This is a genomic window from Psychrobacter sp. PP-21 (assembly GCF_033790785.1).
Taxonomy (GTDB): domain Bacteria; phylum Pseudomonadota; class Gammaproteobacteria; order Pseudomonadales; family Moraxellaceae; genus Psychrobacter.
Map to the genome: position 1 here is coordinate 30,534 of NZ_JAMYEB010000009.1, position 14,626 is coordinate 45,159.

13 protein-coding genes are annotated in these 14,626 nt (G+C 43.3%); 5 read left to right on the forward strand and 8 right to left on the reverse strand.

What is annotated here, in order from left to right; all coding sequences use genetic code 11:
• Positions 1 to 348 precede the first annotated feature (348 nt).
• The gene (locus NJD71_RS08775; RefSeq protein WP_319051595.1) at positions 349 to 1,293 is read left to right on the forward strand and encodes an NAD(P)-dependent oxidoreductase; all 945 of its coding nucleotides are present in this window, start codon (positions 349 to 351) and stop codon (positions 1,291 to 1,293) included.
• Positions 1,294 to 1,333: 40 nt separating this feature from the next.
• Here NJD71_RS08775 and NJD71_RS08780 read toward each other — a convergent pair whose 3' ends face one another.
• Both NJD71_RS08780 and NJD71_RS08785 read right to left on the reverse strand, forming a co-directional pair.
• Positions 1,334 to 2,953 (reverse strand): flavin-containing monooxygenase, encoded by a 1,620-nt coding sequence (locus NJD71_RS08780; RefSeq protein ID WP_319051596.1) that lies wholly within the window; start codon positions 2,951 to 2,953, stop codon positions 1,334 to 1,336.
• Positions 2,954 to 3,072: 119 nt separating this feature from the next.
• Positions 3,073 to 3,786 (reverse strand): RluA family pseudouridine synthase, encoded by a 714-nt coding sequence (locus tag NJD71_RS08785; protein ID WP_319051597.1) that lies wholly within the window; start codon positions 3,784 to 3,786, stop codon positions 3,073 to 3,075.
• Between the two features lie 406 nt (positions 3,787 to 4,192).
• On the opposite strand from NJD71_RS08785, the gene trxA reads away from it, so the two are divergent.
• The 3 genes from trxA (at position 4,193) to NJD71_RS08800 (ending at position 6,935) form a co-directional block, all read left to right on the forward strand.
• Positions 4,193 to 4,519 carry a thioredoxin gene (trxA, locus tag NJD71_RS08790; RefSeq protein ID WP_319051598.1) on the forward strand — a complete coding sequence of 109 codons (327 nt, stop codon included), beginning with the start codon at positions 4,193 to 4,195 and terminating at the stop codon, positions 4,517 to 4,519.
• Between the two features lie 523 nt (positions 4,520 to 5,042).
• The gene (rho, locus tag NJD71_RS08795) at positions 5,043 to 6,311 is read left to right on the forward strand and encodes a transcription termination factor Rho (RefSeq protein WP_319051599.1); all 1,269 of its coding nucleotides are present in this window, start codon (positions 5,043 to 5,045) and stop codon (positions 6,309 to 6,311) included.
• A 396-nt stretch (positions 6,312 to 6,707) separates the two neighbouring features.
• Positions 6,708 to 6,935, forward strand: coding sequence for a glycine zipper 2TM domain-containing protein (locus NJD71_RS08800; RefSeq protein ID WP_058023542.1), 228 nt, complete (start codon positions 6,708 to 6,710; stop codon positions 6,933 to 6,935).
• A 174-nt stretch (positions 6,936 to 7,109) separates the two neighbouring features.
• Here NJD71_RS08800 and ypfJ read toward each other — a convergent pair whose 3' ends face one another.
• Entirely contained in the window at positions 7,110 to 8,000 is an 891-nt protein-coding gene (gene ypfJ / locus NJD71_RS08805; RefSeq protein ID WP_319051600.1) for a KPN_02809 family neutral zinc metallopeptidase, read from the reverse strand.
• 525 nt (positions 8,001 to 8,525) lie between these two features.
• Here ypfJ and NJD71_RS08810 point away from each other — a divergent pair.
• Positions 8,526 to 8,882, forward strand: coding sequence for a hypothetical protein (locus tag NJD71_RS08810; RefSeq protein ID WP_319051601.1), 357 nt, complete (start codon positions 8,526 to 8,528; stop codon positions 8,880 to 8,882).
• Between the two features lie 228 nt (positions 8,883 to 9,110).
• Here NJD71_RS08810 and NJD71_RS08815 read toward each other — a convergent pair whose 3' ends face one another.
• The 5 genes from NJD71_RS08815 to rpmI form a co-directional block, all read right to left on the reverse strand.
• Complete coding sequence (locus tag NJD71_RS08815) at positions 9,111 to 9,410, reverse strand: integration host factor subunit alpha (protein WP_058023539.1); 300 nt, start codon at positions 9,408 to 9,410, stop codon at positions 9,111 to 9,113.
• Between the two features lie 245 nt (positions 9,411 to 9,655).
• Positions 9,656 to 12,061: a phenylalanine--tRNA ligase subunit beta gene (gene pheT / locus NJD71_RS08820; RefSeq protein WP_319051602.1), complete on the reverse strand. Its 2,406-nt coding sequence runs from the start codon at positions 12,059 to 12,061 to the stop codon at positions 9,656 to 9,658.
• Positions 12,062 to 12,163: 102 nt separating this feature from the next.
• Positions 12,164 to 13,219 carry a phenylalanine--tRNA ligase subunit alpha gene (gene pheS, locus NJD71_RS08825; protein WP_319051603.1) on the reverse strand — a complete coding sequence of 352 codons (1,056 nt, stop codon included), beginning with the start codon at positions 13,217 to 13,219 and terminating at the stop codon, positions 12,164 to 12,166.
• A gap of 328 nt (positions 13,220 to 13,547) precedes the next feature.
• Positions 13,548 to 13,904, reverse strand: a complete 357-nt coding sequence (rplT, locus tag NJD71_RS08830) for a 50S ribosomal protein L20 (RefSeq protein ID WP_011281252.1) — start codon at positions 13,902 to 13,904, stop codon at positions 13,548 to 13,550.
• A gap of 136 nt (positions 13,905 to 14,040) precedes the next feature.
• The gene (gene rpmI / locus NJD71_RS08835; protein ID WP_011514608.1) at positions 14,041 to 14,238 is read right to left on the reverse strand and encodes a 50S ribosomal protein L35; all 198 of its coding nucleotides are present in this window, start codon (positions 14,236 to 14,238) and stop codon (positions 14,041 to 14,043) included.
• Positions 14,239 to 14,626: the final 388 nt, after the last annotated feature.

Consider the following 14,626-nt stretch of genomic DNA (forward strand, 5'->3'; position numbering starts at 1 on the left):
AATAGCTAAGCCATACCATTATATAACGTTAGCGGCTAGATGAGTGCGTTAAGTTGAATTTTCAAGAGGTCGATTGTGATACCTATAATTTTATGAAGACTTCAGTCCAAATCAGCCTGGGTAGGTCGGTTTATGATATAAATCACTTTGTTTTTAGCCGCTTATGTCTACGGCGATAGCATTTAACGAATTGGTTTTTGACTAAAAATATTAGCGTGCTACATTAAGCCGATAATGATTTATTTGATGAACGCTTATGCAAAGTGATTTGTTCGAGCATTTTCTATATAAAACTGACCTATATGACAACAATAAATCCTATATGACAACAATAAATAAGGAACAACCATGCAAGCCGTTTTTTTAGACAAAGGTACTTTTTCTGACGGTATCGACCTGCCTGCACCAACAGGCGTGAGCGATTACGTCACTTATAACGACACACCAAAAGATACAGACGTCATCGTCGAGCGCTGTCGTGACGCCGATATTATTATCACTAACAAAGTCCAAATCAGCGCTGAGGTAATAGCACAGCTCCCCAAGCTAAAGCTTATCCAGTTGACTGCTACTGGCATGAACAATGTCGATCATGATGCTTGCGATAAACACGATGTGGTCCTTTATAATGTCGCAGGTTACGCGGTAAAAAGCGTCCCTGAGCACACCTTTATGCTGATGCTAACTGCCTTGCGTGCTGGTATTCACTACCATCAAAAAGTCGCTGATGGTACATGGCTAGCAAACGGCAATTTTTGCCTGTTAGATATTCCGCTGATAGATTTGGAAGACAAGACGCTAGGCATTATTGGTATCGGTACGATTGGCAAGCGCGTAACCGAGATCGCACGTGCTTTTGGGATGACAGTACTCTGGGCAGAGCATCAAGGGCGCACGCCTCGTAGTGATGAGTACACGGCATTTGATGACGTGCTAGCACAGGCTGATGTGATAAGCCTGCACTGCCCGCTAAACGAGCAGACCGAGCATCTCATTAATAAAGACACTCTGGCAAAAATGAGCAAACAACCACTCATCGTAAACGTGGCTCGTGGCGGTGTGGTCGACAGTCAGGCATTGACCGACGCGATTAACAACGAACAAGTTATCGGTTATGCCAGTGACGTGTTCGAACAAGAGCCTATTGCTAAGGACGACCCACTGCTCAGTCTCAGTGACCATCCGCGTGTTATCTTTAGTCCGCACAATGCTTGGGGCAGTAAAAGCGCACAAGAGACTTTATGGCAGATGTTGAGCAAACAGGTGGCTGAATTTATTGACAGTCACCATTGAAAACGAACATCAATAGCGACTGTCATACACTGATCAGCTACTAACGACTAAACCGCAACCAGTCGTCTTTTATTTTGCGGTATTTAAGCATGACATGATCGCTAAGATAGTTATTGGTCACGTACCACGGGTAGCGATCGCCTTGCTTAGGCAGTCTGTCTGTGGCGCGCCTGACATACCCAGATGACAGCGAGCCCATCACCGTGTCTGTCTGAGCACAGGCAGTAGCACTCGCTGTCTCTGCCTGTGGCAGCGCGACTTGGTAGCGGTTTTTATGCATGTAGCTCAGTAGTCTTACCAAATACTGACACGCCAAATCGATTTTTAGCGTCCACGAAGCATTGGTATAACCAAACAAAGCCGCCATGTTAGGTATGCCCTCAATCATGACTGCCTTATACGTCATGCGCGTGCCGATATCGATAGCTTGACCATCGATAGATACCGCTGCGCCGCCCAGCATTTGCAATTTCAAACCCGTTGCAGTAACGATGATGTCAGCATCGAGATGCTCGCCTGATTGCAGCAGGATACCAGTCGTGGTAAAACGGTCGATTTGATCGGTCACCACCGCTGCACGTTTGCCTTGCAAAGACTCAAACAAATCACTGTCTGGTACGGCGCAAACGCGTTGATCCCAAGGATCATAGTCAGGCATGAAATGCTCCACACTAACACCGCTACCTTTTAGCTCTTTTTTTACGCCACTCTTCATTACAGCTTTCATCAGCGTGGGTGCGTGAGTCGCTAATTTATATAACCCTTGCTGCCGTAGCACATTGCGTGCACGCAGCGCTGTATAAGCTTGCTCTTTTGACAAGGGTGAAAATTTACCTGATAGCCAGTCAATCGCGTAATCATCGCCTGGCACACTTGCCACATAAGTTGGCGTCCGCTGTAGCATCGTGACGTGGCGTGCACACTGATCACTATCTTCATCCACCATCGCAGGCAATAACGTCATGGCAGTCGCACCGCTACCGATGATGATTACTTTTTTGTCGTGATACTTTAGATCATTCCAGTGCTGTGGATGGACAATATGCCCACAAAAATCTTCTTCGCCATCAAAATGAGGTCGATACCCTTGCTCGTAGTCGTAGTAGCCTGTAGCACCCACGACGAACTTTGCTGTCTTAACGAACACCTCTCCGCTGGCGTGATTTTTTATGGTTGCTGTCCATAACTGATCCATGCTCGACCATGCTATCTGCTGGACTTCATGCTTATAGCGGATATGATCCGTAATACCAAACTCGCGCGCCGTATCAGCGATATAACGCTTAATATCACCGCCTGCTGCTAGCATTCTATAATCTAGCCATGGCCGAAAGTTGTAGCCAAAGGTGAGCGCATCAGAGTCAGAGCGAATACCAGGATAGGTAAATAAATCCCATGTCCCGCCAAGATCAGCACGTTTTTCTAGTACGACAAAGCGCTGCGAGGTATTTCTCTTATCGACTGATTTATTTTTCTTTTGCTTTTTTGCGCTTTTGTGGCCAAATAAATTTGTGTGCTGTAGTTGCTGTAAACGGCAAGCCATGCCAATACCAGCAATACCGGCGCCAATAATCATAACTTCATAATCGGCTGGCGCATTCAATTTTTCACTTTTATGTCTAAGACGTTTTTTGATACCTTGTGCGGTGTTGTTAAGCATGCTCTCATCCTTGTGTGCATAACTGATGCTATGTGACTGACTTTGAGGCCATAGCTGTTATGGCCTTTATTCATTTCCCTTTACAAAATCTAACGCTCTAAAACACAGAATCTAACGCCCTAAAACGGACATGGGCTTTCCCAATCCATCCAAGCACCCAATACTGGATGTTTTAACCGTAATTGCTGCGCATGTAAGTTTAGCCTTGGTGCAATCTTGAGTGCCGTACCTTCAGCATAAATCGGATCACCAATCATCACGTGACCTGCATGGACCATATGTACGCGCAGCTGATGACTGCGACCCGTCACCGGTTTGAGCATCACTCGCGTAACTGCTTCACCATTACACATTTCGTGCGCTATGACTTCATACAATGTTAATGCATGTTTTGACCAGTCGTGATCGACGATATGACGCGGTTTGGTAGTCGGCTCATAACGCACTGGCACGGAGATCTTACCCGTTGCACCCACCTGCTCCCATTCGCCAAAGACCCGCGCTTGATAATTTTTTTGTGGTAGACGCTCAATAAACTGCTTACTGATATTGGTTTGGGCTTCTGCATTTTTTGCAAAAATAAGCAGTCCTGAGGTATCCATATCCAATCGATGAATCAGCTTGACCGCTGGATTGGCACGCGCAAGCCGAGCAAGCAGACTTACCTTTAGCGTTTTGCCATCGACACTTAGCAGCCCTGCTGGTTTATCAACCACCCAAATATCATCGTCCTCATAAACAGTAATTTCTTGTGCAAAATTCTTGAAAAACTCGAGCGGGTAAGCATTTTCTTGAGCATTAAGGGCGTTGACTTCTTCATCGGTAAAAGGCATAAAATTAACTACTTATGTAAATTGGATTAAATATGTGATTTTGGTTGATATTGTTTTGATACGCTATCGCTGTTATTACTATTCTCAAAATATTATTGTTTGATACCGAAAGCAGCCACTGCTATATGATTGACTGGTGCTCAAAGAAATGCATTATTGTCACAATGGTGATAGCAAGTAACAGGGAAAACCTAAGCGGTATCATTTTGTCTTGATTTATTGTGCTAATCGTAATTGTTAAACAATTTAACCGGCCTGTATCTGTCAAGCATGAGCAAACATGTTAATATAATGGCACATTTTCACCCCTTCCAAACAATTCTTTAATCATTAATCGATTCATTATTAAATCAATATGCACGTCGATACGTGATGATAGAAGTTACAAAACAAAAGAGATAAAATTATGTCAGACCTTATTGTACATACTACCGACACAGACTTTGATCAAGACGTTCTACAATCAGACGTGCCTGTACTGGTAGACTTCTGGGCACCATGGTGTGGTCCTTGCAAAGCCATTGCCCCTATTTTAGAAGATCTAGCCACTGAGTACCAAGACAAAGTCAAAATCGTCAAAGTAGACGTGGATAACAACCCACAAGCAGCAAGCCGTTTCGGTATTCGCAATATCCCAACACTATTTGTATTCAAAGACGGCGAAAAAGTTGATTCAGTAATGGGTCTACAACCAAAAGCTGAATTGGCTAAAGTTCTAGACAAGCATCTGTAAGCCAAATGCATTCGCTCTAAACTGTTTAGCGTGAATAAGTAGAACACGTGAAAAGCCATTATCTGAATCAGATAATGGCTTTTTTGCTTGTTTTTTGTGCAAAAAACTTGATTATACGAATTTTTTGGCAAAAATTATTGACAATGCTATTGTGAAGACCGTATAGTCTGCTGACAAGAGAAAACCAACTGTTTTCCTAGTATCTTGTCGCTATTCTCCTCGTGTTTATCAACAAAAACACAATCGTCATTATAAACACCATTGCTGAACAAAATGACTAAACGCAATTACTGATATTGAGTTTTTGACGCAGACTCTTATGTAGCCTTTTTTATCCCTATTTCTTAAGACCTTGCATCTACCGATCGCAATGCGTCCATAAGCAGACATGCATAACCAAAACTACATAAACCACAGCGCTGTACAACTACCCTCTATCCTCATATTACTGTTATTTTAATCACTGTCGTGATTTGTGCTGCTAATGGCATCTCTCATCTGATCAATTGCTAATGACCTATCTATGAATCTAACTGAATTAAAGAAAAAATCAATCTCTGAGCTATTGGCTATCGCCAAAGAAATGGGTCTTGATAACATGGCGCGTAGCCGTAAACAAGACATTATCTTTGCTATCCTAAAAACTCACGCTCGTAACGGCGAGGCTATCTATGGCGATGGCGTACTTGAGGTTCTTCCTGATGGCTTTGGCTTTTTGCGCTCATCAGAAGGCTCTTATTTAGCAGGTCCTGATGATATCTATGTCAGCCCTAGCCAGATTCGTCGCTTCAGCCTAAAAACTGGTGACAGTATCGCTGGTACGATTCGCCCACCAAAAGATTCTGAGCGTTATTTTGCGCTTCTTAAAGTCGGCGAGATCAACTTTGATACACCAGACCGCTCACGTCATAAGTTGATTTTTGAGAACCTAACGCCCCTATTCCCAACTGAACAGCTAAAGCTTGAGCTAGGTAACGGTACTACTGAGGATTTGACGGGTCGTATCATTGACCTAATCGCTCCGATTGGTAAAGGTCAGCGCTCTATCATCGTTGCACCGCCAAAAGCGGGTAAAACGATGTTATTGCAATCTATTGCTCAGTCCATCACGCGTAATAATCCTGAATGCTACCTGATTGTACTTTTGATTGATGAACGTCCAGAAGAAGTCACCGAGATGGAGCGTACCGTGCGCGGTGAAGTGGTTGCCTCTACCTTTGATGAGCCGCCACAGCGTCACGTACAAGTGGCTGAAATGGTCATCGAAAAAGCCAAGCGTTTGGTTGAGCATAAACAAGACGTGGTCATTCTATTAGATTCGATTACTCGTCTGGCGCGAGCTTATAACACAGTCATACCGTCATCAGGTAAGGTCTTGACCGGTGGTTTGGATGCCAATGCTTTAGAACGTCCAAAACGTTTCTTCGGTGCGGCTCGTAACGTCGAGGAAGGCGGAAGCTTGACGATTATTGCCAGTGCATTGATCGATACTGGTAGTAAAATGGACAGTGTTATCTTTGAAGAATTTAAAGGAACGGGTAACCAAGAAATCACGCTTGAGCGCGACTTGGCCGAAAAACGCGTCTTCCCTGCGATTAATATCAAAAAATCTGGTACGCGCCGTGAAGAGCGTCTATTGGATGAAGATAAGCTGCGTAAGGTATGGATCTTGCGTAAACTACTACAGCCAATGGATGGTGTCCAAGCGACTGAGTTCTTGTTAGATCGTCTAAAAGAAGCAAAAACTAATGATGAATTCTTTGAGCAAATGAAACGTAAATCACAGCATTAATTTGCACACACTTTGCTAGCGCTGTTTTTGTAGCCAACTCAGATTAAGACCACTACTAGGTGGTCTTTTTTTTGCTTATCTAAAACTCAGCGTACTCGCTATCATACTATTATTACTATTACGTCAGTTATGCCACCTAAGAAGGTATCAACACGATAAAGTGTCAATATAGAAAAACACTAATATAAATAGGTGCTCATTACGTGTAAGTGCTAGCTCGATGATACAGTCTGGCAACATCGATTACATGTTATTTGCAAAGTTTAGCGTTTTTACTATGACCAATAAGTTGTTAACCGACTATTATGGCAGACAGTAGAAATATATTTGAAAATACGATGGGTACTGCTTTTTAAAAGTTCTGTATTCTAACTTGACGACTCAATAGGTGATAATATGAAATTTGCTAAAACAATCGCAATGACTGCAATTACTAGCTCAGCACTAATCATGACTGGCTGTAACTCATATGGCGGCATGAGCAACACTGCTAAAGGTGCAACTGCTGGCGCTGCTGCTGGCGCGCTTATCAGAAGCAAAGGCGACAGCAAAGATATCGCTCGTGGCGCGTTAGCTGGCGCAGCTATTGGCGGTGCTGGTGGTTATGTTCTTGATAATAACTAATAGCGTTTTACTCTGATATTGTCTGACTGTTAGGTTGGTAATATCAAATAAAAGACATTAAAAAAGCCCGCAATTGATTGCAGGCTTTTTTAATGTCTTTATTTTAGTGTTATATGTGAGCTGTGGTTTTTACGAGTTAGTATACGTCGCTTTTAGCGCACGCTACTGATAGTTCTAGAGCGCACCACTAAAGGTGTCGCAAGATTGTACATTACCGCTCTCTAGACCACGAGTAAACCATTCCACACGTTGTTGGCTGGTACCGTGAGTGAAGTTATCAGGAACAACTGCCCCGCCGCTAGCTTGTGCCAGACGATCATCACCGATTTGACTGGCAGCGTTTACAGCTTCATCAATATCGCCTGCTTCTAAGAACTGTACGCGCTCTTGATTACGCTGTGCCCATACACCCGCAAAGCAATCTGCCTGCAGCTCTTGTAATACTGATAATTTATTAGATTGTACTTGCGTGACTTGCTGACGAGCTTCATTAACTTGCTGACTGATACCAAGTAGCGTCTGCACATGGTGACCGACTTCATGTGATATGACGTAAGCCTGCGCAAAATCTCCTGCTTTGCCTTGGTTCTCTTGACTACCTGACCCTTGCTGATCTCCTGAGATACCAAGGTTCTGACGCATCTCTACAAAAAACGAGGTATCTAAATAGATTGTTTGATCGCCAGGGCAATAAAATGGACCTGTCGCTGAACTGGCACTACCGCAAGCTGAGCTTACTTGACCATTAAAAAGAATTAGTGAGGGCTCTTTATAAGTACTGCCCCCTTCATTAAATATCTGATGCCATACTTCTTCTGTATCCGCCAGTACCACTTTTACGAACTGTGTATCCCGATCAGTACTGGTCGCAGGCTCGGTAGAGGTCCCATTACTACCACCACCAGCAACCACCTGACCTGTTTGCAATGCGGTCATTGGATTGACGCCAAAGACTAGCCATAAAATTCCAGCAATAATAATACCGCCGATACCGCCGCCTATCATCTTACCGCCACCCTTACTGGATCGTACGTTAGAGCTGCCTCGTCTGCCTTGCCATTTCATAGTTTGTTCCTCAAATATACGATATCTATAGTCATTCGTATTGGTTATTCATTATGTGATACAGTTTTTAGTACAAAGTTTCCAATTGGTTTTCTGTTCAGCCATCTGATATTTTCGTTAGGTACTCTAAAACGAGCGATTCTAAAATATTTCAGCTGTCTTTGTCCCTCATAGTCTCAAGAACTGGTATATTTTCTTATACTACTTATAGGTAAAACGCCAAGAATAATCAAAAACCATGGTGAATATTAAGCACCTAACACTTTCTTGAGTAGGCTGATGTCATTGATTATACGTCGATTAATTTTATTTGTTGTATTAAAAATACTATCAGTTAGACAAAGTAAAATATTATTGAAAATATTATTGTTACTTAATTGTACAGCCTATTCCTATTTACATAGAAAACATATAGAATGCGTGAAAGCTGAGTAGCTGTAACTAAGACCAGTTGGATTCTGAGAAATCTTAGAATTCAGCCTTTGTTGCTGCTACTGCTCATTTCATTTTTCCGGAGAAAACCTTATGAAACTTAAATTACTTGCTCTAGCTGGTATCATGACTGCAACTATGGGCTTAACTGCTTGTGACAGCAGCACAGAAAACGCTGCTGAAGATCTATCTGACGCACAAGAAGAAGTGCAAGACGCATCTGAAGAGCTAAACGAAGCTGCTGCTGAAGGCGAAATGACTGCTGATGCTGAAGCTGCTGTTGCTGACGCTGAAGCTGACATCGCTGATGCACAAGCTGCTACTGCTACTGACGAAATGGACGCTGAAGTTCCTGTAGACGGTACGACTACTAGCATGGACGTAGCTAGCGAAACTGATACTGCTGCTGTTGAAGCTTCTGACGAAGTAGTAGTTGAAGAAGCTCAGTAATTTATTGTTCATACAATAGATACACTGTAGTAAAAAAAAGAGAGCATATGCTCTCTTTTTTTATGTCCAAATTATGGTGTTAATATCGCATGCTGTATCTAGTCTCGGCTGCTATAGCGATATCAGAACTATATATTGTAACACTGATATAAAAGACCACAGTAGATGCTCTATAAAGTAATAATAAACGCTACCAGAGCATCATTTGAGCTCCTACTAAACAACACATCAAGTATCAAATAAACGCTCATCGACTTTTTGGCGAAACTTTTGTCCCGTTTTAAAAGTAACAACGCGGCGAGCAGATACAGCAACTGGCTCCCCTGTCTTTGGGTTACGACCGGGACGGCTGTTCTTATCTTTAAGCTCAAAGTTGCCAAAGCCTGATAGCTTGACCTCTTTGCCATCAATCAAACTATCTGACAGCTCATCAAAAAAGTTCTCTACCAAACAGCGGCCTTCTTGGCGTGTTAGGTTCAGGTGACTCATCAAGTGCTCAATCATGTCAGATTTGGTTAAGGTGCTCACAGTACGACTCCTATGCTATGTCGTGATGTCGAATATCATGGTTTAGCGGTATGAGGTTAAGAGTAGTCATTATAAAGGTTTTTTGACTGCTTTTTAACACAGTATGCATTAAAATCCTTTATTAATAACGACTTAACGTATTCTATAAACAAAAAAGGTTATAGATAATGGTTTTACGAATAACAATGCTCTATAGCCTAATAAGTCAAAGGCTATAGAGCACTGGGTGTTTTAATTACTAAAAATTAGCTGTCGCGTAACTGCGCTGAGTGTTGCTCCGTTAATGCCTGTACGACATTGTTCGTAGCAGTCTTTACAGCGTCATCAGATAGGGTCTGAGTACTGTCTTGCCATATCAATGCAAACGCCAATGAACGCTGACCTGTAGGCACGTTATCCCCTTGATACACATCGAACAGCCACAAATCAACCAACAAGTCCCCTGCCGCAGCTCGCACCGTTGACTCTAAGGTCTGCAAACTGATATCACTGTCGACTAAGATAGCGATATCACGGCGTACTTGTGGAAACTTACTTGGCGTGGTGATCGCATGTTGCTCGCGAGCCGTCGTTAATAGCGGTGCTAATGACAATTGAGCAACCCATGTCGTTGGCAAATCGAGTTGCTTTGCCGTACTTGGATGCAGCTGACCCAACCAACCGACGTATATATCATCGATATACAACTCAGCGCTTTGGCCAGGGTGCAAAAAGCTCAGCGTGCTACGCTCGTAGCGGATACGGGCGCTATCGATCTGCGCTGGTAGCAGCTGCTCAATATCATGCTTTAGGTCATAGAAATCTAAGGCACGGTTTTGATACGCTTGCTCACTCCATATATCACCAACGGCAACTAAAGCAATGCTTGGCGTTTGTACCAGCTCGCTAATACTTTGTCCAACAAAGCTAAGACCTGTCTCAAAAAAACGTACACGCGGCTGCTGACGATTCAGGTTGTATTGCACGCAAGGCAGTAGGCTCGATAGTAACGTGCGGCGCATGACGGCCAAATCACTAGAAATAGGATTTGCCAGCGCCAATACTTCCCCTAGCGCGTCATCATCAAGCAACGCTTCTAGTTTTGCATCACTAAAACTAAAGCTGATAGCTTCCATGTAGCCATTATCAACTAATGCCAGCTTCATCTGATGCGTCAAATCTGCAGTATCATCATAATCCATGCTGACCTGCAAATGCGGCAATACACTTGGTATATTGTCATAACCATAGATACGAGCGATTTCTTCGATTAAGTCTTCCTTGATACTCATATCAAAACGATAAGATGGTGGTGTGCAAACCAGTGCGTCGCTCTGCTGCGTAACGTCAAAACCCAATTGAGTCAAGATACGCATCATCTCTGATGGCTCGATATCAATGCCAATAACGTCACGAACTTTCGCGATTGGTAAGGTGATTGGCGCGCGTGCTGGCAAATGCTCAGTACTCTCTACCGTGACTATTTGACCCGCTTCCCCGCCCGTGACACTAGTGATTAGATCACAAGCACGTGCCAATGCTAACTGTGGTAATTCAAAGTCGACGCCGCGCTCAAAACGTTGTGAGGCATCGGTATGTAGTCCAAAACGACGTGCGCGCGCAGCGATAGCGAGCTGATTAAAGAATGCGCTCTCTAGCACGATGTTTGTCGTGCTATCCGTTACACTACTACGCTGTCCACCCATGATACCAGCGAGTGCCAAAGCACCTTTGTCGTCAGCAATGACGAGCTCATCACCTGTTAAGGTAACCGTTTGCTCATTGAGTAAAGTAATGGTCTCAGACGGTTGTGCCAAACGTACAACAATATCACCCACGATAGTATCAGCATCAAACGCATGTAACGGTTGACCCAATTCCATCAATACATAGTTGGTCACATTGACTAAGAAGCCATGCGAGCGTAGACCTGACTGTACCAACGCATCTCGCATCCATTTCGGCGTTTCAATGCTGCGATCGATATTGCTAATCGATTGTAACAAGTATCGAGGACATGCTTCTACTGCATCAACGGTTACCGCTGGTGTTGCGCCATTATCAGAAGCGACTATGTTGTCAGGAATCGCAGGCGTTTGTACAGACAAATCATTGATGACTGAGATCTCACGAGCAATACCGCGCACGCTAAAACAATCACCACGGTTTGGCGTGATAGAGATGTCCAATATCTGGTTATCTAAACCCAGATATTCACGGATATCAGTACCAATTGGTGCATCTTCAGGTAACTCAAGCAAGCCATCGATGTCATCAACCAAGTCAATTTCAGAGGCGCCGCACAGCATACCATTTGAGGCCACACCGCGTAGCTTGCTCTTTTTGATCTTAAAACCTTTGATATCGTCACTTGGTAATACCGCGCCGACAGTCGCAACGGGTACTTTCATACCAACGGTCACATTGGGCGCACCGCAGACGATTTGTAATGGCTCAGCGTCACCGATATTCACCTGCGTCACACGCAATTTATCTGCATCTGGATGCGGCTCTACACTAATGACTTCACCGACAACCACACCGCTAAACTCACGGGCAACGGCATAACGATCATCAATCTCAAGCCCTGCCATGGTTAGCTGCTCGGCCAACTCTTCACTAGTATTGTTGGGGTTTACCCATTGACGTAGCCACTGTTCGCTAATTTTCATAAATATCTCGGATCAGAATTTTATAATAAAGATGTTGGAGTAAAGCTTGGCAAGTTAACTTGCTATATTAACAAGGGGCACTTTTATATCAACAAAAGCACTCTAGCCAAATTGCTTTAAGAAGCGCACGTCATTTTGGAAAAATAAACGTAAATCATCGATACCGTAATACAGCATTGCAAAGCGCTCGATACCCATACCAAAAGCAAAGCCAGTATATTTGTCGCTATCGATACCGCAGTTGGTCAATACTTGTGGGTGCACCATGCCGCAGCCCATTACCTCAAGCCATTTGCCGTTATCATCCAAGATATCTACTTCCGCAGACGGCTCAGTGAATGGGAAAAACGAAGGACGGAAGCGCACGGTTAGCTCTTTGGCAAAAAATGCTTCTAGAAACTCACTAATCAGACCTTTTAGCTCAGCAAAAGTGCTCGACTCGGTGACCATAAGGCCTTCTAACTGATGAAACATCGGCGAGTGCGTTTGGTCTGAGTCATTACGGTACACACGACCAGGACAAATAATACGAATTGGTGGCTCGTTTTTTTCCATGGTACGGATCTGTACCGGACTGGTATGCGTACGTAATAGATAATGCGCATCAAAATAAAAAGTATCATGCATCGCACGTGCAGGATGATGCGAGGGAATGTTTAATGCTTCAAAGTTATAGTAATCACTCTCAACTTCAGGGCCGGTTGCGACATTAAAGCCTGCTTGAATAAAATACTGCTGCATGCGCTGAGTAATCATCGTTACTGGATGCAAATGACCTTTTTGACCACCGCGAGCGGGTAAAGTAACATCGATACTTTCACTCTCTAACTTGGCGTTGAGCGCAGCCACTTCTAATTGCTGCTGTTGATCAGTAAGTGCTTGCTGAATGCGACTACGCACTTGATGCAACCGGCCGCCATAGATCTTTTTATTATCGGCATCGAGTTTACCCATTTGCTTTGACCAACCTGTCAATGGGCTTTTTTTACCAGTCAATTGCACACGTAAGTCTTGTAGTGTACGCGCATCAGTTACTTGTAGAATCAAAGCTTCAGCAGCACTCGCAAACTCAGTAAGCTGAGCCTCAGTAAGCTCACTTAGCTCTGAAGACAAGGTCGGTAACGCCGACAAGTCGTTGGTGGCAGCAGGGTTAGTCATAAGACGCATTATTCCTGATTTAAACGAACTATTAATTGTAGGGATTTGACCAAATATTGCAAACCATTTATCCAGTTATATTCATATACAGAATATGCAGAGAGACTGGCTATTAGAATGGCTTGAATATTTGGTCGATGATAAGCGTATTTACTGTCGATACAGTCTCAACATCGATTGGGCATGGAATAATTTAATATAAAAAAAGCCACCGACCAGCGGTAGCTTCTATTAATATCATACTATTAATCAATATTAGTCCTATCCGTTTAGATAACTACTTATAAATAATTATTTAAAGGCATCATATCTAAAGGACGGTTAATATTTAGGCCAATTCCGCTTTTGCTTTTTCGACCAATGCTGTGAAAGTCGCTGCATCATGCATAGCGATGTCTGCTAGAACGCGACGATCGATTGCGATGTTTGCTTTTTTCATACCATTGATAAAGCGGCTATAGCTTAAGCCATTTAAGCGTGCACCAGCATTGATACGTGCGATCCAAAGACGACGGAAAGTACGTTTCTTGTTGCGACGGTCACGATAAGCATATTGACCAGCTTTGGTCACTGCCTGTACCGCTACGCGGTAAACACGTGAACGGGCACCGTAGTAGCCTTTTGCGCGCTTTAAGATTTTTTTGTGACGGCGATTTGCCTGTACACCACGTTTTACACGGGCCATAATTTACTCCAAGATTTTTTTGATCACTGTTAAGCGAGTGATGATGCTGTCAAATGACAAACACCATTGTCAGATTGCAAAGTCAAATATCATTTCATCAGATAATTTCTGATTAGATATAGATGACGGTAGGCTATTAGATGTATGGGCACATACGACGAACTGCTGCTTCGTCAGATTTATGCACTAACTTAAGACCACGCAACTGGCGAATACGCTTAGGTGATTTCTTGGTCAAAATATGGCTTTTGAATGCTTGCTTACGCTTGAAGCCATTCGCTGTTTTTTTGAAGCGTTTAGCTGCGCCGCTTCTGGTTTTCATCTTGTTTTTCATGATGATTTGCCTCTTTTTCTGTTTTAGAACCTGGTCGTCAAATAGTCATGCTGGCCAATTGTTATCATAAATAACAACCAAACCTCTATTTGCCTCGAGGTGGGAGGCGCTATTTTAGCAGATAGTGCGTTGTTTTGCCAAGTAAAGTTTTGGCTTGGCTCTGGTGAATAATAAAGACGGGTAGCCAATAGAATACAAGCCTTAACAGCACTGCCAAAAATTCCAATAAAATATCTAATTTGTCTCCAAATAGATTGAATATCAGCTTAAGCTGTGCTTAAGTATGTACTGTATGTTTCCATGATACGCGTGCCATTGAAACAAGCGTATTTATCGCCTACATATAGCTGTACTATAAGGTCTTAATCACTGTAATACTACTCGCCTC

Bases quoted from the DNA above. Each gene is read 5' to 3' on its own strand.
- NJD71_RS08780 (WP_319051596.1), bottom strand. From the start codon at position 2,953: ATGCTTAACAACACCGCACAAGGTATCAAAAAACGTCTTAGACATAAA.
- NJD71_RS08775 (WP_319051595.1), top strand. From the start codon at position 349: ATGCAAGCCGTTTTTTTAGACAAAGGTACTTTTTCTGACGGTATCGAC.
- rplT (WP_011281252.1), bottom strand. From the start codon at position 13,904: ATGGCCCGTGTAAAACGTGGTGTACAGGCAAATCGCCGTCACAAAAAA.
- NJD71_RS08810 (WP_319051601.1), top strand. From the start codon at position 8,526: ATGAAACTTAAATTACTTGCTCTAGCTGGTATCATGACTGCAACTATG.
- ypfJ (WP_319051600.1), bottom strand. From the start codon at position 8,000: ATGAAATGGCAAGGCAGACGAGGCAGCTCTAACGTACGATCCAGTAAG.
- rpmI (WP_011514608.1), bottom strand. From the start codon at position 14,238: ATGAAAAACAAGATGAAAACCAGAAGCGGCGCAGCTAAACGCTTCAAA.
- pheT (WP_319051602.1), bottom strand. From the start codon at position 12,061: ATGAAAATTAGCGAACAGTGGCTACGTCAATGGGTAAACCCCAACAAT.
- NJD71_RS08785 (WP_319051597.1), bottom strand. From the start codon at position 3,786: ATGCCTTTTACCGATGAAGAAGTCAACGCCCTTAATGCTCAAGAAAAT.
- trxA (WP_319051598.1), top strand. From the start codon at position 4,193: ATGTCAGACCTTATTGTACATACTACCGACACAGACTTTGATCAAGAC.
- pheS (WP_319051603.1), bottom strand. From the start codon at position 13,219: ATGACTAACCCTGCTGCCACCAACGACTTGTCGGCGTTACCGACCTTG.
- NJD71_RS08800 (WP_058023542.1), top strand. From the start codon at position 6,708: ATGAAATTTGCTAAAACAATCGCAATGACTGCAATTACTAGCTCAGCA.
- rho (WP_319051599.1), top strand. From the start codon at position 5,043: ATGAATCTAACTGAATTAAAGAAAAAATCAATCTCTGAGCTATTGGCT.